We start from the raw sequence: 23223 nt of genomic DNA on the forward strand, positions 1-23223 counted from the left end.
TTAGCACTGAGCTTGTTTGAGTGCTGAGCCACCTATGACCGTGCTGGAACAGGGATCCATCACCATCCACACCGAGAACATCTTTCCCATCATCAAGCAGTCTCTCTACTCGGATCGAGAGATCTTCTTGCGGGAGCTGATCTCCAATGCTGCTGATGCCATCACCAAGCTGAAGATGGCCAGCCTTGCCGGCGAAGTGGCAGATCTCCCAGAGCCGGAGATTACGATTGCCCTCAACAAGGAGGCCAAGACCTTAGCGGTGGCCGATAACGGCATTGGCATGACTGCCGAGGAAGTGAAAAAATACATCAACCAGGTGGCTTTTTCCAGCGCTGAAGAGTTCATTCAAAAGTACAAGGGCAAAGACGCAGAGCAAGCAATCATTGGCCACTTTGGTCTAGGATTCTACTCCTCTTTTATGGTGTCGCAGCGGGTGGAGATCGACACCCTCTCCTATCGGCCCGGCAGCACGCCGGTGAAGTGGGCTTGTGACGGCACCACTACTTTTACCCTCTCCGATTCTGAGCGCTCCAGCATCGGCACCACCGTTACCCTTTACATCACCCCCGAAAACGAAGAATACCTGGAGCCAAGCCGCATTCGGGAATTGGTTCGTAAATACTGCGATTTCATCCCCGTTCCCATCAAGTTAAACGGGGAAGTGATCAACAAGCAAAAGCCCCTGTGGAGAACTTCACCTTCCGAACTCAAAGATGAGGATTACCTAGAGTTTTATCGCTACCTCTACCCCTTCCAAGAGGATCCCCACTTCTGGGTACACATCAACACCGACTATCCCTTCATCGTGCAAGGGATCCTCTATTTCCCCAAGTTGCGCCCGGATATTGATCCCACCAAGGGTCAAGTCAAGCTGTTCTGCAATCAAGTCTTTGTCCAAGATAACTGTGAGGAAGTTATCCCCAAGTTCCTCCTACCTCTGCGGGGGGCCATCGACAGTCCGGATATTCCCCTCAACGTCTCTCGCAGCTTCTTGCAAAATGACCGCACCGTAAGACGCATTGGGGATCACGTTGCCAAAAAGGTGGCGGATCGTCTCAATGAACTGTACAGGGAAGATTACGAAAAATACGTCAAGGTCTGGCCCGACATCAGCCTCTTTATGAAGTTTGGGGCGATGAACAACGACAAGTTCTTTGCCCAGATTAAGGATATTCTCATTTTCCGAGTGGCCGGATCCCCTGCTGACAAACCCGAATATGTGACCCTGAAAGCGTACCTGGAGCGCACCCGCGACAAGCAAAACAAGCGAGTTTACTACGCCACCGATGAGGCTGCCCAGAGTGCCTACATCGATCTCCACCGCTCTCAAGGACTGGAAGTGATCATGCTGGATAGCTGGATCGACAGCCACTTCAGCAGCTTTTTGGAGCGGGAATACAAAGAAGAAGGGATCCAATTTAAGCGGGTGGACTCTGAGCTGGATGAAACGCTGGTGGATAAAGACAAAGCCGCCGAAATTGTTGACCCGGTAACGCAAAAAACCCGCAGCCAAAAGTTGATCGATCTCTTCCGACAAGCCCTGGGCAAAGACAAGTTGCAGATCCAAGCAGAAGCCCTTAAATCGGAGTCGGTTCCGGCCATGATCTTGCTGCCGGAGACGCTGCGGCGCCTGCAGGAGCTCAACGCCGTCATCCAGCAAAAGCCGCTGGAGTTTCTGGAAGAGCACACCCTGGTTCTGAACACGGCCCATCCCCTCATCCAAAACCTGCAATCTCTTGCCGATCGGGGGCGGGATCCCGACTTGGTTCACCTCATCTGCAATCATATCTACGATTTGGCTTTGATTACCCAGAAAAGCTTTGATCCAGCAGCCGCGCGGGCCTTTGTGCAGCGCTCCAACGAAGTGCTGACTCGCCTCACCCGCCCTCAATAGGCAGCGCTGTCCAGGGTAGACTGCAGGGCTTCCGCTCCACCGGGCAGAGACGGACGGGATCCGGCCCCGTTGCCGCTGTGGCCGTAGCTGCCTTGGAGCACGGGGGCAACTTGGCGCATCAGCGTCGCCATCTCCAGGGCACTCATGGCGTATTCCCAACCTTTGTTGCTCTTGACCCCGGCCCGCTCCAGAGCCTGCTGCAGGGTATCGGCGGTGATGATCCCGAAAATAACCGGCACGCCGGTACGAAATCCTGCCGCCGCAATGCCTTTGGAGACCTCCGCCGCCACATAGTCGAAGTGGGGAGTTTGCCCGCGAATCACTGCCCCCAGGCAGATGATGGCGTCATAACGGCGAGATTGGGCCAGTTGGTGGGCCAGCAAAGGCACCTCAAAACTGCCGGGCACCCAGTAGTAGTCCACCTGCTTGCTCTCCGGGCCGACATCCACACCATGCCGCTTCAGCGCGTCCTGGCACCCTTCTAACAATTTGCCGGTGATTAGGTCGTTAAACCGACCGATGACGATGGCTAGACGCAGATCCTCCGTCTGAACAAAATTGCCCTCGTAAACTGCCATCTGCGCTGCTCCAGACCTACCCAACAGAAGAACAAGCGGAAAACCACGCTTTCCCATCCTAATTCACTAAGGGAGCGGCCTTCATGCCTATTGAGAAGAGAGGAGAGAGGAGAGAGGAAAGAGCGAAGAGAAGAGACTCCTCCTCCTCACTTCTCACTCCTCCCTTCTCACTCCTCGGTACTCAAAAGCGGTGCTTGTCTCCCTAGCCATCTCTTCTGATAAAGATTCATTTTTGTGCGGAAAGACACATCTCTACCTGAGGCCAAGACCTAGCTTGGGTGCATGACACAGCCGCTTTCTGAAATTGCCCGCGCCCAAGGGATCGGCTACTTTCTGCTCTCTTTTACCGACCTGTTTGGGATCCAACGGGCCAAGCTGGTGCCTGCCTCAGCTATCGACTTCATGGCAGAGGGTCAGGCTGGATTTGCCGGGTTTGCTGCCTGGTTGGACTTGACGCCTGCAGACCCCGATGTGTTTGCCCAGCCGGAGCGCGAGCGCTTGTTTCAACTGCCCTGGCAGCCGGAAGTGGCCTGGATGCCTGCCGATCTAATTCAGGTCAACGGGGATCCCTTGCCACAAACCCCCCGCTGGGTATTGAAGAAGGTGTTGTCCCAAGCAGAAGCTATGGGCTTTCAAGTCAAGACGGGGATCGAATGCGAGTTCATGCTTCTGTCGCCAGAAGAGTGGGCCATTTCCGATGAGCGGGATCGGCAGGCCAAGCCCTGCTATGACCAGCAAAGTTTGATGCGGCGTTTCTCGGTGATCCGGGACATCTGCGATGGCATGCAGAAGCTGGGCTGGGATCCCTATCAAAACGATCACGAAGATGCCAACGGCCAATTTGAAATGAACTGGCGGTTTGACGATGCCCTAGTTACGGCTGATCGCCACGCCTTTTTCAAATACATGGTGAAAAGCATTGCCGAAAAGCATGGCTACCGGGCCACCTTTATGCCCAAACCCTTTGCTCATCTGACGGGCAACGGCTGCCACACCCATATTTCTCTTTGGCAGGGGGAGCAAAACCTATTCGCCGATCCCCAAGGGGAATTGGGGCTTTCTCAACTGGCCTATCACTTCATCGGCGGGGTGCTGCACCATGCGCCTGCTTTGTGTGCCCTCACCAACCCAACGGTCAATTCTTATCGTCGCCTCAATGCCCCTGTCACCCTCTCTGGGGCCACCTGGTCTCCCAATACGATCAGCTACAGCGGCAATAATCGCACCCACGCCATTCGGATCCCGGATGCCGGGCGGTTTGAACTGCGTTTGGCCGATGCTGCTGCCAATCCCTATCTTTTGGCTGCCGGTCTCATTGCCGCCGGCCTGGACGGGATCCAACACCAACGGGATCCTGGCCCCCGCTGTGACAACAACGCCTACACCGATCCCCTCCCCAATGCCCCAACGTTGCCCGGCTCTCTGGTCGAAGCCCTCAACCATTTAGACCAAAACACCCTGTTCCGCAGCAGGCTTGGGGATCCCTTTGTAAATGCCTACCTCAAGCTCAAACGCCAACAGTGGCAGGAATACAACCGTCAGATCACGCCCTGGGAGCGGGAAACAACCTTGGATTGCTAGCCCGGTAGTTGTTGTTATCTCATTACACCTTGAGAGAGGGCTTCCAACTGGCCTGGAGTGACCCTAAACCTGGGCCAACTGGTGTTGAGCTGCCTGCCGCATCACCTCTACTGGCACAGGCTTGCCTCCCAGCCAAAGCGATAGAGCCTTGGCCCCCTGGTGAACCAGCATCTCTAGTCCACTGATGGGGGTATGTCCCAACTCGGCGGCCATCCGCAGCAGAGGAGTGGGATCCGGCACATAGATCAGGTCGTAGACGATGGCACCCGGAGACAGCAGGCCCAGTTGCTCCCGGCTCAGGGGAGAGAGCTCCTGACCGCCAGGGGATCCCGGCTTGTGCATGCCCACGGGGGTGGTGTTGACCAAAAGCCGCGTCTGAGACAGGTAGCAATTCAACTCCGCCCAGTTCACCGTCTCCACCTGAGGCCAGGTCTGTTGCAAGGCCAGCAATGGGTTGGGGGATCGCCCCGCCACCCGCACCGGCCCCAGCCCCAACTCCAAACAGCCTTGGATGGCCGCCCGCGCTGCCCCCCCGGATCCCAGAATGAGAGTAGGGATCCCTTTTTCCAGACCCAGCAAAGGCTGCACAAAGCCATCGATATCGGTATTGGTGCCCGCCCACCCGCCCTCTGGCAAGGGGTAAACCGTATTCACCGCCCCCACCGCTGCTGCCCGCGATTCAATCTGATCGAGCAAAGGGAGAATGGCCTGTTTGTGAGGAATCGTCACATTAAACCCCCGCACCCCAATGGCCGCCAGCCCTGCCACCGCCGCCGCCAAGTGTTTTGGAGCCACCGGAAACGGCACATAGCAATAGTTTTCCCCCATAGCTGCCAAAGCAGCATTGTGCATGGCTGGGGATAAGCTGTGGGCCACCGGATCCCCGATTAGACCGAGCAATTGGGTACTTCCCGAAATCCGACCGTCCACCGGCTCAGCCAACTCCTCAAGGGATCCCTTAAGCCACTCAAGATTTAAAGACGATTTAAAAACTACTAAGACTCCGACTCAACCCGCTGCAGAGTCTGCCGGTAGCGATGGCGCCAGCCGGCCAACGATTCTTCCGAAATGTGGTCGATCAAGGTGCTCATCTCCGCCAGGATCTGATAAACGCGGTCAAAGCTTTTTCGGGTTCGCTCTTCCTGCTCCGGTTGATGGATCTGCACCATGTATAAGCTCATCTTGATGGTTTGCAGGCGGTTTTTGCCCAAATCTTCCAGCATTTCCCGAATCTGTCGGATTGCCTCCTGCCTTACCCATCTTTGTCGCCGTCGCAACAGCCAAAAGAGGATCCCGTGGACGACCCCTACCAAAGTGGCGCTGACCGCCGTTGCCATCTCCACCGTTCGCGTCAGCGGGACCGAGTCCTTAAAAGCGCTGCGGCTGGCCACAAAACCACTTAGCAGAATCACCCCTATTCCTACCGCCGTCAAGATGAGCTCAATGTTGTTTAGGAACCATCTTCCTGCCGGTCTCCAGATCCCAGATCCGGCCACTTGACCCTGAAGAATGCCCATCATAGCCTTTTGCACCTCCCTTCCGTCTCTCCCGTTCGCTCAGCCCATCACTACCTGCTCAGCCGCCCCAAGGCCAGGCGCGGTCTTCTACGGCTCAGTTGACGCTTCAGACAAAGCTGCCGGAGTTTTCGCCGCCGCAAGCGCAAGGGTCTATGGGCCAGGGATCCCGCTGTGGACAGTTCCGGTGCAGGAGCCTGCATCTTTCGACTCAGCTCTTGATGGTGTTGGCGGAGATCCTCAATCTGCCTGAGGCGAGTCTCCAGCTCTCGGCGCAGTTCGGCGTTTTCTTTTTCCAGACGCTGCAGGCGTTTCAGCAGCTCTGAGGACTCCGTTCCGCTGACGCGGTCGGAAACTGGGATGGGATGGGGAGCAGTCACCACCGAGCTGTGCACATTCCTGCTATCTCGCATAGCCTGGGCAGCCCGACGCAACAGAGCCACCCCCTTGGGATCATCGCTGTCCATGAGGCTGGCCGCTCCAAACTGGAGCTGCACCGGCAGCGCCCGCCCATTCACCACAAAGGGATCCTGAATCATCCGCTGACAGCAGCGTTCGGCAGCCATTTGCGCAGCAGCCAAGGTGCTCCCCGGCAGCAGAATGATAAACTGCCCCTCGTCGTAGCAAAACAGGTCGTCTCCATCGCGCAGGTTATTGGCCAGGCGCTCTCTAAACAGCTTGAGAAGAGCACCCCGACCGTCGGCTTCCAGCTCTTGTGCCAGAGAACCGAGGTTGGCCAAGCGCAGCACAAACAAGCTGAGGGGTTCCGATTGGGCACGGGCCTGGGCCACCCGCAGCGGCAAACGAGCCACCAAATCCTGACGGTTACCCACCTCCAAACCAATCGACTTGGGGGGAGAGGGAGGAGATTTTTGCCCAGTTTTGAGCAGATATTGCTGGCGGCGACTTTCTACAATGCGCAGCCCTGCCCGCACCCGCGTCAGCAGCTCTGCAGCCTGAAAGGGTTTGGAAAGAAACTCATCGGCGCCTGCCTCCAAAGCCCGCTCCATGCTATCGTTGCCCTCGCGGGCAGTCATAATGATGTAGTACACCCAAGCATATTCCGGCAGTTGCCGCAGTTGACGGCACAGGTCTAGGCCGTTCAGGGAGGGCATGACCCAATCGGCAATGATCAGATCTGGGGGTTGGCGGCGAATTTGCTCCAGCGCGGAGAGGCCATCCAAAGCATAAGAAATACTGCAGCCCTGCTTGCCCAAAAAGTTGGACAGCATCTCTGCCACCATGTAGCTATCATCCACAATCAGTACACGGGCTTGCAGACTGCCGTCTTGACTTCTGCCAGAGACGAGTTTCGCCTTCTCAGGCGCAGGAGCTGCACTAGCGCTCTCCGGTCTGGGATCCATAGACAAACTGAGGCAGGATGGCGAGAAAATCCGGGAAAGCAAACTACCCGCAACTTTCCATCGTTATTCTAATGCGGTAGCAAACAGCAGCCGCTTCAACTTTGCCGAGTTGGTTAAATTATAGTCATTTAAATAAACAGGAATGAAACATTTCTGTTGCATCGCTTCCCAACTCCCCTCTCCCAGAGGGAGAGGGGTTGGGGGTGAGGGCTGACTCCTTCTGGGGGAGGGGTTGGGGGTGAGGGTGGTTTCCAGAAGCAGCACGGAGCGCTTGGGCAGCACGGAGCGCTTGGGCAGCAGTGCGGAACGCCTGGGGAGTGTCTCAATCTAGTTTGGAATGACCATAACCAAGTAATTGGATTATTGACGGATCATTGCGGAGCCGGTGTCTGTTGCTGTCCAAGGCTTGCCCTGAGTAGGAATCTTTTGGCGGGAGAGCTGAAATCCATGCGGTGAACATTTGTGAATCATTCCAGGCAACAGAGCAGAGGCTCAGTAACGGAGCTCGAGGGTGACTTGGGCGCGCACGGTTTGCTGTCCCCCCTCCACCGGTGTGGATGCCGTTTCTAGACGGGCATAGTCGGCGCGGGCAAAGGGGATCGGCGGCGGGATCATGTAGCCATCGCTCTGAATCTGGATGCGCTCGACGGAGCGGATGCTCAGGTTCAAGGCCCCCAGCACATCCTGGGCTTGACGTTGGGCATCTTTCACGGCTTGGGTTAGGGCGCGGCTGCGCGCCTCCAACAGGGTGGCTTCATCGGCCCGGAAACTGACCGATTCCACCTGGGTGGCTCCGGCGGCCACAGCTTCGTCCAGCACTTGCCCGGCTCTGGCCACAGGCACCTCGAATTGCAGACTGTTTTGCCCCTGCACACCCGTTAGGCGAGGCTGGCCATCCCGGTAGTCGTATTGCGGGTAGAGGGAAATGCCGGTGGTTTGCAGAGCGCTTACTTGCAGCTCCTTGAGGCGATTGACCAGCCGCTCTGAGCGTTCTGCCACCTGTTGTTGTACCGATTGCGCCGTCTCCCCCTGGATCACCACCCCCAAGCGAATGAGGGCAATGGAGTTCTCCACCGAGACCGATCCCTGCCCTGTAACCGTCAACATTCGGGATCCCTCAGCGGGACTGGCCATCGCTCCACCTCCGGCGATTATGTTCCAACCCAACAGGGCCACCGCCAGTACCAGGCCCAGCCACGCTACCCCCTTCAGCCCTTTCCAACCCCTGATCCCGTTCATTGCTTTCCCCTTCTGTGGTTCAATCCCAGCCTACTCCCACCGCTCCTCAGCCTGATCCGACAAAAGCCCCAGCCACCAGTTCCCTAACCTCACCCAGCCGGTGCGTTCTTGCCCCCACGGATCCCGTATCCGCACACGGAATACCCGTTGATACTTGGAAGTGCTCCCGGAAAAAGGCCCCAGCCGCCAGTACCGTGCCTCCTGGCTCAACAGGGAGTAGCCCTGCTTTGCCGCCCACCGCTGCAGCAATTCTTGGCTGCGTCTTTGTTCCCAGACGAAAATCCCAACGAAAAGGGCAGCAGCAACAGCCGCCCCTACTAGGGCCAATGCCAGCTCAGACATAGGGCAGACATGGGGATAGACTCTACCGCCCATCCTACAAAGGTTGCTCCAATGCTGGGATCCCCGGCGGTCAAAGTTCACCTTCGTCGCCTCACCCGCCCTCAGACCTTGGACAAAGAGATCCCTGCTTCAACCCATCAGGCCGTATGATCGAGGCAGGGTGGTCAAAACTCAATCGGTTCTCAAGTCGTTAAGGTCTCTTTACAGAATGGCCGAATCGAAACTGCGACAACTGCTGCACGATCTGGATGTTGAGCTGCAAAAAACCCCTGGCTTGGATGAAAAGCAGCGACAGCAAATTGCCGCCATTCGCCAGGAAGTGGAGGCGGTGCTGGCCGATCTGGGATCCCCGACCGAGAGCAAACCGAGCCAAGGCCCCAGGGATCGCATTGGAGAGGCGCTGGGCCTGTTCGAGACCTCCCATCCCAACCTCACCCTGATCCTGGAGCAGGTGATCGACACGCTGGCGGGAATGGGTTTGTAGTTTCATGGTCGGTAAAAGGGCTCACCAGAAAGCTCCCTTGCTTGCTAGCCTTGGTAATGCGTTGAAAGCTCCTTATGCTCTATGACCAGCACTCTCCACTCCACCTCGTTTAACACCACCCGCTCCAAGCAGGTTTTTGCCCGGGCACAAAGCCTCATGCCGGGGGGAGTGAGTTCTCCGGTGCGCGCCTTCAAGTCGGTGGGCGGGGATCCCGTCGTGTTCGACCGTGTCTCAGGGGCCTACGCCTGGGATGTGGACGGCAACCAATACATCGACTACATCGGCAGTTGGGGGCCGGCGATTGTTGGCCACGCTCACCCCGAGGTCATTGAGGCTCTGCGCCGAGCTTTGGAGAAAGGCACCAGCTTCGGCGCCCCTTGCGTTCTGGAAAATGAGCTGGCGGAGCGGGTCATTGAGGCGGTGCCCAGTGTGGAGATGGTGCGCTTTGTCAATTCCGGCACCGAAGCTTGCATGGCGGTGCTGCGCTTGATGCGGGCCTATACCGGTCGGGAAAAGGTGATCAAGTTTGAGGGCTGCTACCACGGCCATGCGGACATGTTCTTGGTGAAGGCCGGTTCGGGGGTGGCCACGCTGGGCTTGCCAGACTCGCCGGGGGTGCCCAAGGCAGCTACCAGCGCTACGCTGACGGCTCCCTACAACGACCTGGAGGCAGTCAAGGCCCTGTTTGAACAGCACCCCGACTCCATTGCCGGAGTCATCCTAGAGCCGGTGGTGGGCAATGCCGGCTTTATTCCCCCCCAGCCGGGCTTCTTGGAAGGCTTGCGAGATCTCACCCAAAAGTACGGGGCCCTGCTGGTATTTGACGAGGTGATGACCGGCTTTCGCATCAGCTATGGCGGTGTACAGGCCAAGTTTGGGGTCATCCCCGATTTAACGACCCTGGGCAAGGTCATCGGCGGCGGCCTGCCGGTGGGGGCCTACGGCGGTCGGCGAGAAATTATGGAAATGGTGGCTCCAGCGGGGCCGATGTATCAGGCAGGGACTCTTTCCGGCAACCCCCTGGCCATGACAGCAGGGATCCAGACGCTGGATATTTTGCGTCGTCCGGGCACCTACGAGTACCTGGAGCGGATTACCGAGAAGTTGGCAACAGGGCTATTGCAGATCGCACGGGAAACGGGGCATGAGATGTGCGGGGGCTATCTGCCCGGCATGTTTGGCTTCTTTTTTACTGCCGGCCCAGTGCGCAACTACGAAGAGGCCAAGACTTCCGATCTGCAGAAATTTGCCCGCTTCCATCGCGGCATGTTGGAGCGGGGAGTCTATCTGGCGCCCTCGCAATTTGAGGCCGGCTTCACCTCCCTGGCCCACACAGAGGCCGATGTGGAGAAAACCCTAGCCGCCGCGCGAGAGGTGTTGAGCACCCTCTGAGTTGACAATTACCCCCTCGCGAGCCGGGATCCCTGCTATGGCCGAGCACATCCACCGCAACTGGAGCATGACTCTAGTCAATAATAAGCTCAACTATACTGAAAATAATGTATAATATGTTCAGTACGGATTACTACCAGTTGATCTTTCTGTTTACTTTCGAGTCTGCCAACATGGTAGCCAAAGCAAAGCAGAAAATTGGTAGTAAGACGACACGGAAACTGCGCTTTGGGTATTCTACTCAAAGCTTTGCGGGATACCGCCATTCTGGTTGGAAACAAACAGAATGCTATCGCTGCATAGTTGAACAGTGATGTTCAGCAGTGTTCAGCGTAAATGTATCAGCATCACCACCCAAGCTACAGAGAAGGGGTTTATCTTTCGCTGCCGACTGCTCCAGCAAGATGGCTCTTGCGAGTCGGAGATTGGCACCAAAGCCTACGGCTACTTTCAAAACGAGGCCGAAGCTATTCTGGCGGGCATGGTCTGGATCGACCGGCAGCAACTGCCAGATCACCTGGACGGTCTACTGTTTGACAACGAAGAGCCGGAAGGTTAGACAGGGGCTTCTTCCCGCACCAACCGTTCCCAACCCAAGCCTTTGAGGGCAGCATTGCGCCGCAGCGGTCGGGTCACCAGCTCCAGCAGAGCCTGGGTGTTGCCGAAGCCGTGGATCTGGGCGAAGGTGAACTCCACCGACCACTTGGTGGTTATCCCCCGTGCCTCTAGGGGGTTGGCGTGGGCCATACCTGTGATCACCAGATCCGGCTGCAGGACCTTGATGCGCTGGATTTGGTTGTAGTTATCCGGCTTTTCTACGATGGTGGGCTTGGGCACTCCCATCTCTTCGCAGGTGCGCTCCAAGAGGGCCAGCTCAGCCGCTTGGTAGCGTTTGTCCATGTAAGGGATCCCAATTTCCTGCACCGTCATGCCACAGCGCACCAGGAAACGGGCCAGCGAGATCTCCAGCAGGTTATCGCCCATGAAGAAAACGCTCTTGCCCCGCAGCAGCTCCAGATAATCCCGAACTTGGGGATGGCTCCACACTTCCGCTTCCCGCTCTGCCAAGCCTTGAGTTGGGATCCCCAGCTCGCGGGCAATGGCTTCTATCCAGGCGCGGGTGCCATCCGGCCCGATGGGAAAAGGAGCGGTGATGAGCTTAGCCTTTTTGCGGCGTACCAGCGTGGTGGCCGTGCGGCTGAGGAAAGGATTCACCCCCACCACATAGGTGCCCGGCTCGATGGCCGGCAGCTCTCCATAGCGTTTGGCCGGCAACCAGCCGGAGACGCGGATCCCGTGTTTCTTCAGCTCCAGGGTGAGTTGGGTCACCACCGGATCGGGCACCGAGCCGAAGATCACCAAGGGGGGATGCTTGTGGAAGCCTTCCTCCTCTTTCTTTTTTCCGGAGCGGAGCCCGTAAAAAAGCGCCTGGAGACCCCCGCGGGTTTCCTGCTCCTCTGCCCGCACCTGCTCTGGGCAGCGTTGAGCCATCGAGGCCAAAACCGTGTCTTCCCCTTGGGTAAAAGCGTAGTCGAGGCCATTGGCCCGTGCCACCACAATCGGGATCCCGATCTCCCCTTCCAGCTTCTGGGCTAGGCCCTCCAGATCCATTTTGATGATCTCGGTGGTGCAGGTGCCGATCCAAACAATCACGCTGGGATTGCGATCTCGTTGAATTTGCAGGCACAGCCGCTTCAGCTCCTCGTAGTCATTCAGCTTGGCGCTGATATCCCCCTCTTCCAGCTCGGCCATGGCATAGCGGGGCTCGGCAAAGATCATCACCCCCATGGCGTTTTGCAGAAAGTAGCCACAGGTTTTGGTGCCGATGACCAAAAAGAAGCTGTCTTCAATTTTTTGATAAAGCCAAGCTACACAACTAATCGGGCAAAAGGTATGGTAGTTGCCGGTTTCGCACTGAAAGTTAAGGGCATTGGCACTATCCAAAGCAGCATTCATGCTCGTCTCCTAAAAACATAAAAGAAGGGAACGTTGCCAACTAGAGGGCTACCAACTGGGGCACACCCACCAATTTTTCGCTGAGATCCCAAAGCAATTTGGCCTTGGCATCGTCCGCCGCCTCGTCAGAGACTTCTTGGTTAAAGGGCTTGGCATTCTTGCGTTGCCGGTTGCCCCAGCTCCAGTAGAACCCCGACCGACGAAACTCGGGATCGGCCACCACTTGGGCCACCCGCTCTCCGGCCAATTCCTGAGAAACAAATCCGCCCGTGATGTTTTTTTGAAACCAGGGGAAAAGTTTTTGAAACAGGGGATAGTGATGGCGGAACAGAGCCGTGGTGGCTACACACCCCGGATAGAGGGAGAGGAAGGTGATGCCAGTGCTCTCATGGAAGCGACGGTGTAGCTCGCGCATGGTGAGGATATTGCAGACTTTGCTGTCTTTGTAGGCTTTCACCGGATCGAATTTGCCGCCATCGGCCATGCTGATGGGATCCTTGAAGCCCTGGGCAAACCCCCGCAGATCCCCCAGGTGGGGTTGGGGTGGGATCTTACCCCCCAGCTCTTTGGGATTGTGGGTAACCGTGCCCAAGATCACCAGCCGCCGATCTGGATAGGTGGAGCGTTTCAGATCCTCCAACATCAAATGGCAGAGCAAGAAATGCCCCAGATGGTTGGTGGCCATGGTCAGCTCATATTCTTCCGGGCTGCGCAGGGGCTGCTTGAGCAGGGGCATGTAGATGGCGGCATTGCAGACCAAGGCGTCCAAGGAACGGCCCCAGTTGCGGAACTGCTCGACAAACCGCCGCACGCTGGCCAAGCTGGCCAGATCGATCTGCATCAGGGTATAGCTGCCCTGGGGGATCCCCACTTGTTGGGCCACCCGGTAGGCTTTGTCCAGATCCCGACAGGCCATCACCACGTGCCAGCCGCGCTTGGCCAAGGCCAAAGCTGAGTATAGGCCAACACCCGAGGAAGCTCCGGTAATCACGACGGTGGGTTGCTCTTGTCCTTGCATATCCAACTCCTGTGCCATTTCCTTCCCAAAGCGGGATCCCCAGGGATCCCTGCAGGATCCATCTTGGAGTGGAAAGCGGATCGGACAACAAATTGATAAGGTTTGCGACGGTTTTCCGAAACAGTGGCTTCATCTTTGGACACACTGCCCAAGCCGGCAGGGGATCCCTTACACCAAGGCCAGTTGGCGGGCTGGAGTGTTGTAAAAGTCGGAGAGCAAAGCAAACAGCTCCCGATCTTCGGCAGGTTGGGGCACGATCCCTTCCGGACGGGCCAGCAGCTCATCGGCGATGTTCAGGTAGTACTGGCAGACAGGCTCCAGGCTGGGATCGGTTTCCGCCATCTCGAAGAGGGTTTTGCCCTTGACCCGCGAGACGCGAATATCTTCAATGAGGGGAAGCACCTCGATAACCGGCATGGGAACTGCCGAGACGTATTTGTCAATCAGATCCCGCTTACTGGTGCGATTGCCGATCAGCCCGGCCAACCGCAGCTTGCGGGTTTTGGCCTTTTCTCGCACCGAGGCAGCAATCCGATTGGCGGCAAACAGGGCATCAAAGCCGTTGTCGGTTACGATCAGGCAGTAGTCGGCGTAGTTGAGGGGAGCCGCAAAACCGCCGCACACCACATCCCCCAGCACATCGAAGAGGATGACATCGTACTCATCGAAGGCGTTCAGCTCCTTCAGGAGTTTGACGGTTTCCCCCACCACATAGCCGCCACAGCCGGCCCCTGCCGGGGGCCCACCCGCTTCCACGCAGTCCACGCCGCCGTAGCCGCGGTAGATCACATCTTCTGGGTAGATGTCTTCGTGGTGATAGCCCTTGGCTTCCAGAGTGTCGATGATGGTGGGGATGAGAAAGCCGGTCAGGGTGAAGGTGCTATCGTGCTTGGGATCACAGCCAATCTGCAAGACCTTTTTGCCCCGCCTGGCCAAGGCCACCGAGATGTTGCAACTGGTGGTGGATTTGCCGATCCCACCTTTTCCGTAAACTGCCAACTTCACAGCGCGTTCCTCCATGGGGCGGACAAAGGACATTATCGGCAGCCAACCCGCCCCCTGAGAACTGTTGCGAAGGATAAAGGTGGATCCCTCAAAAAGCTAGAAGTTCCCAGATCTTGCAAATGGTCCTAAGAAAGTTCCCAGGGCTTCTCAAGTCGATTTTTGATGTTTTTCCCGATTTTAGTTTTAGATATACTTTCATCAGTGATCAAAAGAAAACAATTCCAGATGACAATTCACCCAAATCGGGAAGGATTCAGCTATGCCATGGCGCTGATCCCGTCCTCTTGGCTTGGCGCTGAGGCAGGTCTGGGCTGAGAAAGAATCAAGAATGATCTCAATTCTGGGGGGAAGGTGGGGGGAACCCTTCGCTCTCAGGGATCGAAGGCAAAAGTAACTCGCACCGCTCCTGCAGAATCCACCTCGATCCTGCGCAGGAATTCCCGCAGGTAGGCACGCCGTTCGGTCTCGCTGAGGTCTTGCCAGAAGGGCGGGATGGAGAGGGTTTGGATGGTCTGGGTGAGGTTGGCGGGGGGGAGTTGCTCCAGCTTTTGGGCCAAGCGGGCCGTCTCTGCTCGCAACTGGTAGCGACGCTGGGCCAGGGAGGCCTCGTCCATTAGTCCAGATTGCTGCAGCTCTTCCAATTGCCGCAGCCGCTCGGCGTTGGCCTGGATTTGGGCTTGCAGCTCTTGGCGGACTTGGGTGAGGGCTTGTCGATCCAGCGTCTGGGCGCGTTGGGGCAGTTGTTCGCACACCTGCCGGATCACCTCCTGCAGGACTTCGGTGTAGGGGAGGCTGTAGCGACAGGTTTGGCAGCGCAGATAGAGGTAGGGGGATCCGTTCTTTTTCCCCTTGCGAGGGGTGGTTTGCACAATGCGCAGAAGGCTGCCACAAGCGCAGCAATGAACCAGGCCGGCCAAAGCGCGGGGAGCACTGGCGCTGCGGCGAGGGATCCCTTGGTTGCGTTTGAGCCAGCGATCGATCTGGGCGGCTTCCGTGCGGCTGAGAAGGGCCGGGTGAGTGTCCCGCAGGGTGGTGCCGTCGGCATAGGCCAGATCCCCGCGGTATACCGGGTTGAGCAGCCAGTTGCGTCCGGTGGCCACAGAAATCCGCTTGTGGTGTTTTTCCTCCAAGAAGCGCACCGCCTGCCGCAGGGATCCGTAGAGGAGAAAGTGCTGGAAAAAATCCTGAACGATGCTGGCCTGCCGGCGATCCAGCACGTAGCGTTCCCCTTCGCGGCGGTAGCCAAAGGGGGCAGGGCCAGGGGGGGGTTTGCCCGCCAGGCGGTTTTGGGCTTGGCTGCAGCAGAGGCGGCGGCTTTGCAACTGATGGGGGATCTCGGCCAGCAGGGGGATCCAATCGGCAGCCTCGGTGGGGGTTTGCAGACCGGATTCGGTGACCAAGCTGAGGCGGATCCCGGAGTGTTGGATTTGCAGCAGCCGCTCGTGGATTTCATCCGCCCGATCCCCCAGATCCGCCAGGCGCAAGAGCAGCACTTCCTGCACCCAGCCGGCTGTGATGCGTCGGAACAGCTCCTCCAGATAGGTTCGGGATCCCCAATCGTGCAGGATGGGATCGGCCCCTCGCCCCTGGAGCCAGGCCAACTCCTGTTCCGGCAAAGGAGCATGGGAAGGCGTGTAGAGGTAGCCGCAAACGCTCATGGACAAGCCATTCAACTATTGTCACCGCCGCTGCGCCAGAACGGAATCAAGCACCTGGCGAATGTTGCCCTGGGCCTGTTGCAAGTGCTGACGGGCCTCTTGAGCAGAGCACCCCAGCAAGGCCACAAGGATGGCGGTTTTGACCTCTCCATCACAAGCCTGCAGCAATTGGGCAGCCGCGGCGGGATCCAGATCGCAGGCTAGGGCCACCATTCGCTCCGCCCGCTGCTTGAGCTTGGCATTGCTGGCCTGGAGATCCACCATCAGGTTGCCATAAGTCTTGCCCAAGCGGATCATCACCCCGGTGGAGATCGTGTTCAACACCAGCTTTTGGGCTGTGCCGGCTTTCATGCGGGTGGATCCGAGGATCACCTCCGGCCCCACCAAAGGGGCAATGGCAATGTCCACCTGCTCGGTTAGCGGGGAAGGGTGGTTACAGGCCAGGCCAATCGTGAGCGCCCCAATACTTCTGGCGGCTTGGATCCCACCCAGCACATAGGGGGTACGACCGCTGGCAGCAATTCCCACCACACTATCTTGAGCTTGGAGGTGGAGACTCTCCAGAGCGCGGGCAGCCGCTTCTGCGTCGTCCTCTGCGCCTTCTACCGCCTGGGTCAGGGCCCTTTCCCCCCCGGCAATCAAAGCCACCACCTGGGTGGGGGAAGTGCCAAAAGTGGGCGGGCACTCAGCCGCATCCAGCACCCCCAGCCGACCTGAGGTTCCTGCCCCGATATAGATCAGCCGCCCGCCGCGACTCATCCGCTCGGCAATGGCATCGATGGCTTGGGCAATCGGCTCTGCTTGAGCAGCCACCGCTTCCGGCACCCGCCGATCCTCAGCGTTGATCCGTTTCACCAGTTCCAAGGTGCTGAGACGGTCGATCTCGGCTGTGGCCGGGTTGGGGCTTTCGGTCAGGGATCCGGGATCCCAAGCCAATTGTGGAGAAACCATGGCAGCGCTTGTCCAGGCAAGAGGGATCCGCCTTCAGGGATCCTACACTTTGTCTTCTCGGATTCTATCGGTGGCAGGGGGCTCTCCTGAGGGAGCAGTGGAGGGAAAAACTGCGCCAACAGCACCACAACAAGGGCAAGGAGCACCAAGCCGGCCCCCTTCGCCAACGTCCATTCAACCAAAACCTCTGCCAGCGGAAACGCAGCGCGGCCATTCTCCAAAGATGCCCCCATCACAAGCGGCGACCAGCCCAAATACGCCTCAGTCGGCAGCCCAACCGGTGAATTGACGAAGGCGAGCGCCGCCCAGTGGCGGTACTCTAGAAGGTGTTCTAAGGACTCCGTCCCGCTACTGCGATGAGTAAGTCCGTGCAAGCGATGGCAAGGACTCCGTCCCGCTACCGCGACCAGCCTGCCCTGCGCATCTTGATCGTGCGCCATGGTGAGAGCACCTTCAACCTGGAAAATCGCATTCAAGGCCGCTCCGATCTCTCCCGGCTCACCCCCACTGGAGAAGGGCAGGCGCAGCGTGTAGCCGAGGCCCTGGCCGGGATCCCGTTGGATTGCGCCTATTGCAGCCCCCTGTCTCGCGCCCTCGAGACAGCTCGCATCCTTTTGAAAGACCGAGAAGGGATCCCTCTGCACATCACCGATCAACTGCGGGAGATCGACCTGACGGCCTGGGAAGGGCTGACCTTTGCCGAGGTGCAGGAGAAATACCCCGAAGATTACCACCTGTGGCGGCACCATCCCGACACCCTGGAGCTAGAGGGCCGCTTTCCGGTGCGGGATCTCTGGCAGCAGGCGCAGGGGTTTTGGGAAATGCTGGCTTTCCATCTGCAATCGGCTTCGGGCCCCTGGAACCATGGAGCGGATCCCTCCCCAAGGCAGCCCCTCAATATCCTCATCGTGGGCCACAGCGGCATCAATCGCGCCCTGGTCAGCACCGCCATCGGCCTGGGGCCACACCACTATCACCGCCTTGGGCAGGATAACTGCGCCATCAGCGTTCTCAATTTTCCCGAGGGCCTGCAGGGGCCGCCACAACTGGAATCTCTGAACATCACCGCTCACCTCGGCCAAGCCCTGCCCAAGCGCAAGCAGGGGATGCGCATCTTGCTGGTGCGGCATGGGGAAACCCAATGGAACCGAGAGCGCCGTTTTCAAGGGCAGCGGGATATCCCCCTCAATGCCACCGGGGAGGAACAGGCAGCCAAGGTGGCAGAATTTTTGGCCACTCAACCTCTGCAACTGGCCTTCTCCAGCCCCCTGAAGCGCCCTTGGGCCACAGCCGATGCCATCTGCAGCAACCACAGCAACCTCATTTTGCGCCCAATGCCCGACTTGCAAGAGATCTGCCACGGCGACTGGGAGGGCAAGCTGCAAAGCGAAGTCGAAGCTGAATACCCCGGCGAGCTGGAGCGCTGGCAACGGGATCCCGCCAGTGTGCAGATGCCCAATGGGGAAAACCTTCACCAGGTGTGGGAGCGCACTCGCTTGGCCTGGCAGGAGCTTTTGGCCATCACCGCAGCCCAGTTTCCTCAGGGCACGGCGGTTGTTGTTGCCCACGATGCCATCAACAAGGCGATCATCTGTCAGTTGTTCGACCTTTCCCCCCAAGCCTTTTGGATCTTCAAGCAGGGGAATGGCGCCATTACGGTGATCGACTATCCAGAAGGCAAGGAGGGTGCCCCGGTTTTGAAGGTGTTGAACCTCACCACCCATCTGTCGGGCCAGATCTTGGACTGCACCACCGCTGGAGCTTTGTAAAGATGGGCTCATCCCCTCTCCGCGAGCTAACAGGACGACTAACAGGACAAAATGTGCATCTCCAGGGAGTGCGCCTGTTGGATCCTTGGCGCCAGCGGGATGAAGTAACCGATGTGTGGTTGCAGGAGGGTCGTCTGCGGGCCACCGAGCCGGCAGGGATCCCTGCCGATATCCCCACCATCAATGGCTCAGGTTGGGTAGTGGGGCCGGGTTTGCTGGATCTGTATGCCCACAGCGGCGAGGGGGTTGGCAGCGGTCGCGTAAGCGGTGCGGAGCACTTTCTGGCCCACAGTCGGGAAACCCTGACCTCTTTGGCTGCAGCGGCTTTGGCGGGAGGCTTTACCCAGGTGGGGCTTCTGCCCACCCCCCTTCCTGGAACCGGCCTATTTCCGGTGCTGGATCACCCGGAACACCTGAACCGCTACCCCCGCCAACGTGGGGATCCCCGCTGGCTGCCCTGGGCTGCCCTGAGCGTGGGTGGCCAAGGAGAAACTCCAACCCCCTGGGGAGAACTGGCGCAAGCGGGAGCAGTTGGTTTTGCAGAAGTTCAGCCGCTGCGCTCCCTGGCTCTGCTGCGGCGGGCTCTGGAGTATTTGCGGCTGGGGAAGAAACCCCTGCTGCTCTGGGCCTGGGATCCCACCTTGGCCGGGCAAGGCAGCCTTTACGAAGGGATCTGGGCGCTGCGCCTAGGGCTGAAAGGGATCCCTGCCAGTGCCGAAACTGCCGCTCTGGCCCGTCTCTTGGAGGTGATCAGGAGCGTTCCTTCCCCTCCGCCTGTGCATATTATGCGCCTGAGCCAAGCCCGCAGCCTGGAGCTGATCCAACAGGCCCAAGCCGAAGGACTGCCGGTTACCGCCAGCACCACTTGGATGCACCTGATCTTGTCCGAAGAGGCCGTCCTTGAGCATCGCTACGATCCCCACCTTCGCCTTCTGCCCCCTCTTCCCAGCGCCGGCGACCGGGAGGCTCTGATCGCCGGGATCCGTTCCGGCAGCCTGGGGATCGCGACGGATCACCACCCCTACACCTACGAAGAGAAAACCCTGCCCTTTGCCGATGCCCCGCCGGGGGCGATGGGCCTGGAGCTGGCTCTACCGCTGCTGTGGCACCATTTGGTGGCAACGGGATCCCTGACAGCGCTGCAACTGTGGTCTGCCCTCAGCCTGTACCCGGCCCGCTGCCTAAACCTAGATCCGCCCACCCTCACCCCCCACAGCGACTGGGTGCTGTTTGATCCCACCCACCCTTGGACGGTTTCTGTTGCCACTCTCCACTCCCGATCGCCAGCGACTCCCTGGCTGGAGAAAACCCTGTGCGGCAAGGTGTTGCACACCCATGTCGAGGGGATCCCATCCCGCAGCTCTGCCCCTTGATCCCGAAGAAGGCCGACAAGACCTGTCCGGAGAAAGAGCCAATTCAAAGAGGGGGATCCCTTCCCGCCAGCGGGACGGGGTCCCGAATTCAAAACTCCCCGGCCAGAGCGGCTACACAACGCTCACACAGCTCTGGATGTTCGGCAAATTCCCCCACACGGGTGGAATAGTTCCAGCAGCGCACGCACTTTTGGCCGTCAGCCGGAAAAACAGAGACCTCCAAGCCTTGACCTGAGGTTTTCTCCAGTTCCACCTGTGAGGTGATGAACAAGTAGCGCAACTCGGCAGCCCGCTCCTGCAAAAGAGCGTATAGGCTGGGATCCGCTACCTTCAGGATTACCTTGGCCTCGGTGGAAGCGCCGATGGGCTTAAAGGACTCCGTCCCGCTAACGCGACCGGTACGGGCTTGCTCCAGAGCCTTGTTCACCTCTTGGCGCACCTCTCGCAGCTGCTCCCAAATGGCCGCCAACTGGGGATCCCGCCAGTGCTCCGGCAGCTTCATCCACCCCCCCTCAAACACCGAACGGGTGGGCTTGGGATAGGGCAGATGGCTCCAAATCTCTTCGGCCAGGTGGGAGAGAACGGGGGCGATGGCCTTGGCCAAGTTCTCCAGCAACAGGGAGAGCACCGTTTGACATTGGCGCCGCCGTAGACTTTGGGCATGGCTGATGTAGAGGCGATCCTTGCCAATATCCAGGTAAAAGTTGGAGAGATCCACCACACAGAAGTTCTGAATCGCCTGGAAAAAGCGGTAGAACTGATAGCTTGCAAAAGATTCGCCGATCTCGGATCCCACCTCGTGCAGGCGGTGCAGAATGTAGCGATCCAACTCCGTCAAGGCTTCAAAAGGAACGGCATCCTGAGTTGGATTGAAGTCGTAGAGGTTGCTCAGTAAAAAGCGAGCTGTGTTGCGGATTTTGCGATATACATCCGCCATTTGCCCAAGAATGGTCTTACCCAGCGGCACATCCCCGGAGTAGTCCACACTGGAGACCCACAGGCGCAGCACATCCGCCCCGTAGGCGGGATCCGTCTGGGGATCTTTGCCGCCGTTGATTAACACCAGCGGATCGATGACATTGCCCAGGGACTTGCTCATTTTCTGGCCTTTCTCGTCCAGCACAAACCCATGGGTGAGCACCGCCTTGTAGGGGGCATGGCCGTTGACGGCCACGGAGGTAAGCAAACTGGATTGGAACCAGCCTCGGTGTTGGTCGGAGCCTTCCAAATACAGATCCACCGGGTAGCCCAACCCCTGCGCCTTGGCCACTGCCGCCCAGGAAGAGCCGGAGTCAAACCACACGTCCATGGTGTCCATCCCTTTGCGGTAGGTGCGGCCATTGTGGCGGTACTTCTCCGGCAGCAACTCCTCCACCGGGCGCTGCCACCAGGCGTCGGATCCCTCCTGGGCAAAAATGGCCTTGATGTGGTCGAGGGTCTCGGCGGTGAGCAGAACCTCGCCGGTTTCTTCGTCGTAAAAGACGGGGATGGGCACGCCCCAAGCCCGCTGGCGGGAAATACACCAATCCGAGCGCTCCGACACCATAGCAGTGATGCGGTTCTCCCCGATGGCCGGGATCCATTTCACGGTTTTAATGGCCTGCAGGGCCAGCTCCCGGAAGCCAGCTACAGACGCAAACCACTGCTCGGTGGCCCGGAAAATCGTTGGCTCTTTCGTGCGCCAGTCGTAGGGATATTTGTGGTTGTAGGGCTCTTCCTTGAGCAAAGCCCCCGCAGCCTGCAGAGCCTGGATGACAGCAGCATTGCCGCTGGTCTCCGGCTTCTTGGAGAGCACATCCAACCCGACGAACTGGGATCCGGCCTCGGCGGTAAATCTCCCCTGATCGTCCACAGGGCTGAGAATGGGCAGACCATACTTTTGGCCGGTTTTGAAGTCATCTTCCCCATGCCCCGGAGCTGTGTGCACAATGCCGGTGCCGGACTCGGTGGTGACATAGTCCCCCAGCACGCAGAGGCTGGTGCGGTCGAAGAGGGGGTGCCGTCCTTGACTGTATTCCAGGGCGGATCCCGGCAGGGTGGCCTTGATCTCCAGAGGCGTCTCCAGAACCTTCTCCAGCCGCTCCCGCAGATCGGCGGCGATCAACAGCAGGCCGAAGCGGGGAGACTCCACAACTGCATAGGTGAGCTTGGGGTTAAAGCAGAGAGCCAGGTTGGCCGGGATCGTCCAAGGGGTGGTGGTCCAGATGGCTGCCCGCAGGCCCGGCATGAAAGGCTCCAAAACCGGCTGCGCCGCCGGGCTCAGGCTCTGCAGGGGAAAGGCCACGTAGATGCTGGGGGAGATGTGGTTGTCGGGGTACTCCAGCTCCGCTTCCGCCAGAGCCGTCTGGGAGCTGGGGCTCCAGTGGACGGGTTTGAGGCCGCGGTAGATGTAGCCCTTGAGGGCCATTTGTCCAAACACCTCAATCTGTGCGGCTTCGTACTCCGGCGACAGCGTCAGGTAGGGCCGATCCCAGGATCCCCATACCCCCAGGCGCTGAAAACTGGCCCGCTGCACATCAACGTAGTGCAGGGCGTACTCCTTGGCTTTTTGTCGCAGCTGCAGAGGGGTGAGGTTTTCCCGCTCCTGCGGGGTGAGGCTTTGCAACACTTTCAGTTCGATGGGCAGGCCGTGGCAATCCCAGCCGGGCACGTAGCGCACCTTGCGCCCTTGCAAGATGTGGTACTTGTTCACAATGTCCTTGAGGATCTTGTTGAGGGTGGTGCCCATGTGGATATCGCCATTGGCGTAGGGCGGTCCATCGTGCAGGACAAAGGGATCCCCAGGATTGTGGTCGGCAAGGCGCTGGTAGATTTGCTCTTCCTGCCAAAAGGCTTGAATGGCGGGTTCTCTCTTGGCGGCCTCTGCCCGCATGGGAAACTGAGTTTGGGGCAGGTTGAGGGTACTTTTGTAGTCCACGGCTGTAGTCCACGGCAACTCGAGCCAACTAGAGGGCGTCCTTCTATCCTACGCTGTTGCCTTATCCTCAGCAGTCCATCCCTCACCCCTCTTGTGGGACAGGGGATCCGAAGCCCACGGTCACCCAGAGCGCCTGGAGCTCTCAAACGGCTCCAACAAACCACCGCATGAACTCCCTGATCGAGAAA

19 protein-coding genes and 1 pseudogene are annotated in these 23223 nt (G+C 58.7%); 8 read left to right on the forward strand and 12 right to left on the reverse strand.

What is annotated here, in order from left to right; all coding sequences use genetic code 11:
• Positions 1–34 precede the first annotated feature (34 nt).
• Entirely contained in the window at positions 35–1894 is a 1860-nt protein-coding gene (gene htpG, locus ACVWXW_RS00835) for a molecular chaperone HtpG (RefSeq protein WP_414344628.1), read from the forward strand.
• Here htpG and ribH read toward each other — a convergent pair.
• Positions 1888–2472: a 6,7-dimethyl-8-ribityllumazine synthase gene (gene ribH / locus ACVWXW_RS00840; protein WP_414330323.1), complete on the reverse strand. Its 585-nt coding sequence runs from the start codon at positions 2470–2472 to the stop codon at positions 1888–1890. The genes htpG and ribH overlap by 7 nt on opposite strands.
• 282 nt (positions 2473–2754) lie before the next feature.
• On the opposite strand from ribH, the gene glnT reads away from it, so the two are divergent.
• Positions 2755–4053 (forward strand): type III glutamate--ammonia ligase, encoded by a 1299-nt coding sequence (gene glnT, locus ACVWXW_RS00845; RefSeq protein WP_457402231.1) that lies wholly within the window; start codon positions 2755–2757, stop codon positions 4051–4053.
• Between the two features lie 63 nt (positions 4054–4116).
• Here glnT and ACVWXW_RS00850 read toward each other — a convergent pair whose 3' ends face one another.
• From ACVWXW_RS00850 to ACVWXW_RS00870, 5 genes are all read right to left on the reverse strand, one after another.
• Entirely contained in the window at positions 4117–4983 is an 867-nt protein-coding gene (locus ACVWXW_RS00850; protein WP_414423693.1) for a shikimate dehydrogenase, read from the reverse strand.
• Between the two features lie 65 nt (positions 4984–5048).
• Positions 5049–5573 (reverse strand): hypothetical protein, encoded by a 525-nt coding sequence (locus ACVWXW_RS00855; RefSeq protein WP_457402232.1) that lies wholly within the window; start codon positions 5571–5573, stop codon positions 5049–5051.
• Between the two features lie 47 nt (positions 5574–5620).
• Entirely contained in the window at positions 5621–6799 is a 1179-nt protein-coding gene (locus tag ACVWXW_RS00860) for a response regulator (protein ID WP_457402235.1), read from the reverse strand.
• Between the two features lie 624 nt (positions 6800–7423).
• On the reverse strand, positions 7424–8170 hold the full coding sequence (locus tag ACVWXW_RS00865; protein WP_457402237.1) for an SIMPL domain-containing protein: 747 nt from the start codon (positions 8168–8170) through the stop codon (positions 7424–7426).
• 30 nt (positions 8171–8200) lie between these two features.
• Positions 8201–8545, reverse strand: coding sequence for a hypothetical protein (locus tag ACVWXW_RS00870; protein WP_457402239.1), 345 nt, complete (start codon positions 8543–8545; stop codon positions 8201–8203).
• Between the two features lie 175 nt (positions 8546–8720).
• On the opposite strand from ACVWXW_RS00870, the gene ACVWXW_RS00875 reads away from it, so the two are divergent.
• The 4 genes and pseudogenes from ACVWXW_RS00875 (at position 8721) to ACVWXW_RS00890 (ending at position 10947) form a co-directional block, all read left to right on the forward strand.
• A complete protein-coding gene (locus ACVWXW_RS00875; RefSeq protein WP_414330610.1) occupies positions 8721–8996 on the forward strand; it encodes a DUF4404 family protein in 276 nt (91 codons plus the stop codon).
• Between the two features lie 81 nt (positions 8997–9077).
• Entirely contained in the window at positions 9078–10388 is a 1311-nt protein-coding gene (hemL, locus tag ACVWXW_RS00880) for a glutamate-1-semialdehyde 2,1-aminomutase (protein ID WP_011432645.1), read from the forward strand.
• A gap of 119 nt (positions 10389–10507) precedes the next feature.
• Positions 10508–10691: pseudogene (locus ACVWXW_RS00885) on the forward strand (hypothetical protein); the annotation flags it as partial.
• A 10-nt stretch (positions 10692–10701) separates the two neighbouring features.
• A complete protein-coding gene (locus ACVWXW_RS00890) occupies positions 10702–10947 on the forward strand; it encodes a hypothetical protein (RefSeq protein ID WP_414330709.1) in 246 nt (81 codons plus the stop codon).
• Here the strand turns inward: ACVWXW_RS00890 and ACVWXW_RS00895 are convergent.
• From ACVWXW_RS00895 to murQ, 5 genes are all read right to left on the reverse strand, one after another.
• Entirely contained in the window at positions 10944–12344 is a 1401-nt protein-coding gene (locus ACVWXW_RS00895; RefSeq protein WP_457402242.1) for a ferredoxin:protochlorophyllide reductase (ATP-dependent) subunit N, read from the reverse strand. The genes ACVWXW_RS00890 and ACVWXW_RS00895 overlap by 4 nt on opposite strands.
• Before the next feature lie 40 nt (positions 12345–12384).
• The gene (locus ACVWXW_RS00900) at positions 12385–13362 is read right to left on the reverse strand and encodes a protochlorophyllide reductase (RefSeq protein WP_457402243.1); all 978 of its coding nucleotides are present in this window, start codon (positions 13360–13362) and stop codon (positions 12385–12387) included.
• 168 nt (positions 13363–13530) lie between these two features.
• Complete coding sequence (gene bchL, locus ACVWXW_RS00905; protein ID WP_041437180.1) at positions 13531–14367, reverse strand: ferredoxin:protochlorophyllide reductase (ATP-dependent) iron-sulfur ATP-binding protein; 837 nt, start codon at positions 14365–14367, stop codon at positions 13531–13533.
• Between the two features lie 371 nt (positions 14368–14738).
• Positions 14739–16025 carry a recombinase family protein gene (locus ACVWXW_RS00910; RefSeq protein WP_457402246.1) on the reverse strand — a complete coding sequence of 429 codons (1287 nt, stop codon included), beginning with the start codon at positions 16023–16025 and terminating at the stop codon, positions 14739–14741.
• A gap of 21 nt (positions 16026–16046) precedes the next feature.
• On the reverse strand, positions 16047–16976 hold the full coding sequence (murQ, locus tag ACVWXW_RS00915; protein WP_457402248.1) for an N-acetylmuramic acid 6-phosphate etherase: 930 nt from the start codon (positions 16974–16976) through the stop codon (positions 16047–16049).
• A 377-nt stretch (positions 16977–17353) separates the two neighbouring features.
• Between murQ and ACVWXW_RS00920 the strand changes: the two genes are divergently transcribed.
• Together ACVWXW_RS00920 and ACVWXW_RS00925 are read left to right on the forward strand one after the other, a co-directional pair.
• A complete protein-coding gene (locus ACVWXW_RS00920; RefSeq protein ID WP_457402265.1) occupies positions 17354–18745 on the forward strand; it encodes a histidine phosphatase family protein in 1392 nt (463 codons plus the stop codon).
• 2 nt (positions 18746–18747) lie between these two features.
• Positions 18748–20118 carry a dihydroorotase gene (locus ACVWXW_RS00925; protein WP_457402249.1) on the forward strand — a complete coding sequence of 457 codons (1371 nt, stop codon included), beginning with the start codon at positions 18748–18750 and terminating at the stop codon, positions 20116–20118.
• A gap of 88 nt (positions 20119–20206) precedes the next feature.
• Here the strand turns inward: ACVWXW_RS00925 and ileS are convergent, their stop codons facing one another.
• Complete coding sequence (gene ileS / locus ACVWXW_RS00930) at positions 20207–22990, reverse strand: isoleucine--tRNA ligase (protein ID WP_457402267.1); 2784 nt, start codon at positions 22988–22990, stop codon at positions 20207–20209.
• Between the last annotated feature and the right edge of the window lie 233 nt (positions 22991–23223).

It is taken from the genome of Thermostichus sp. MS-CIW-30 (assembly GCF_054058015.1).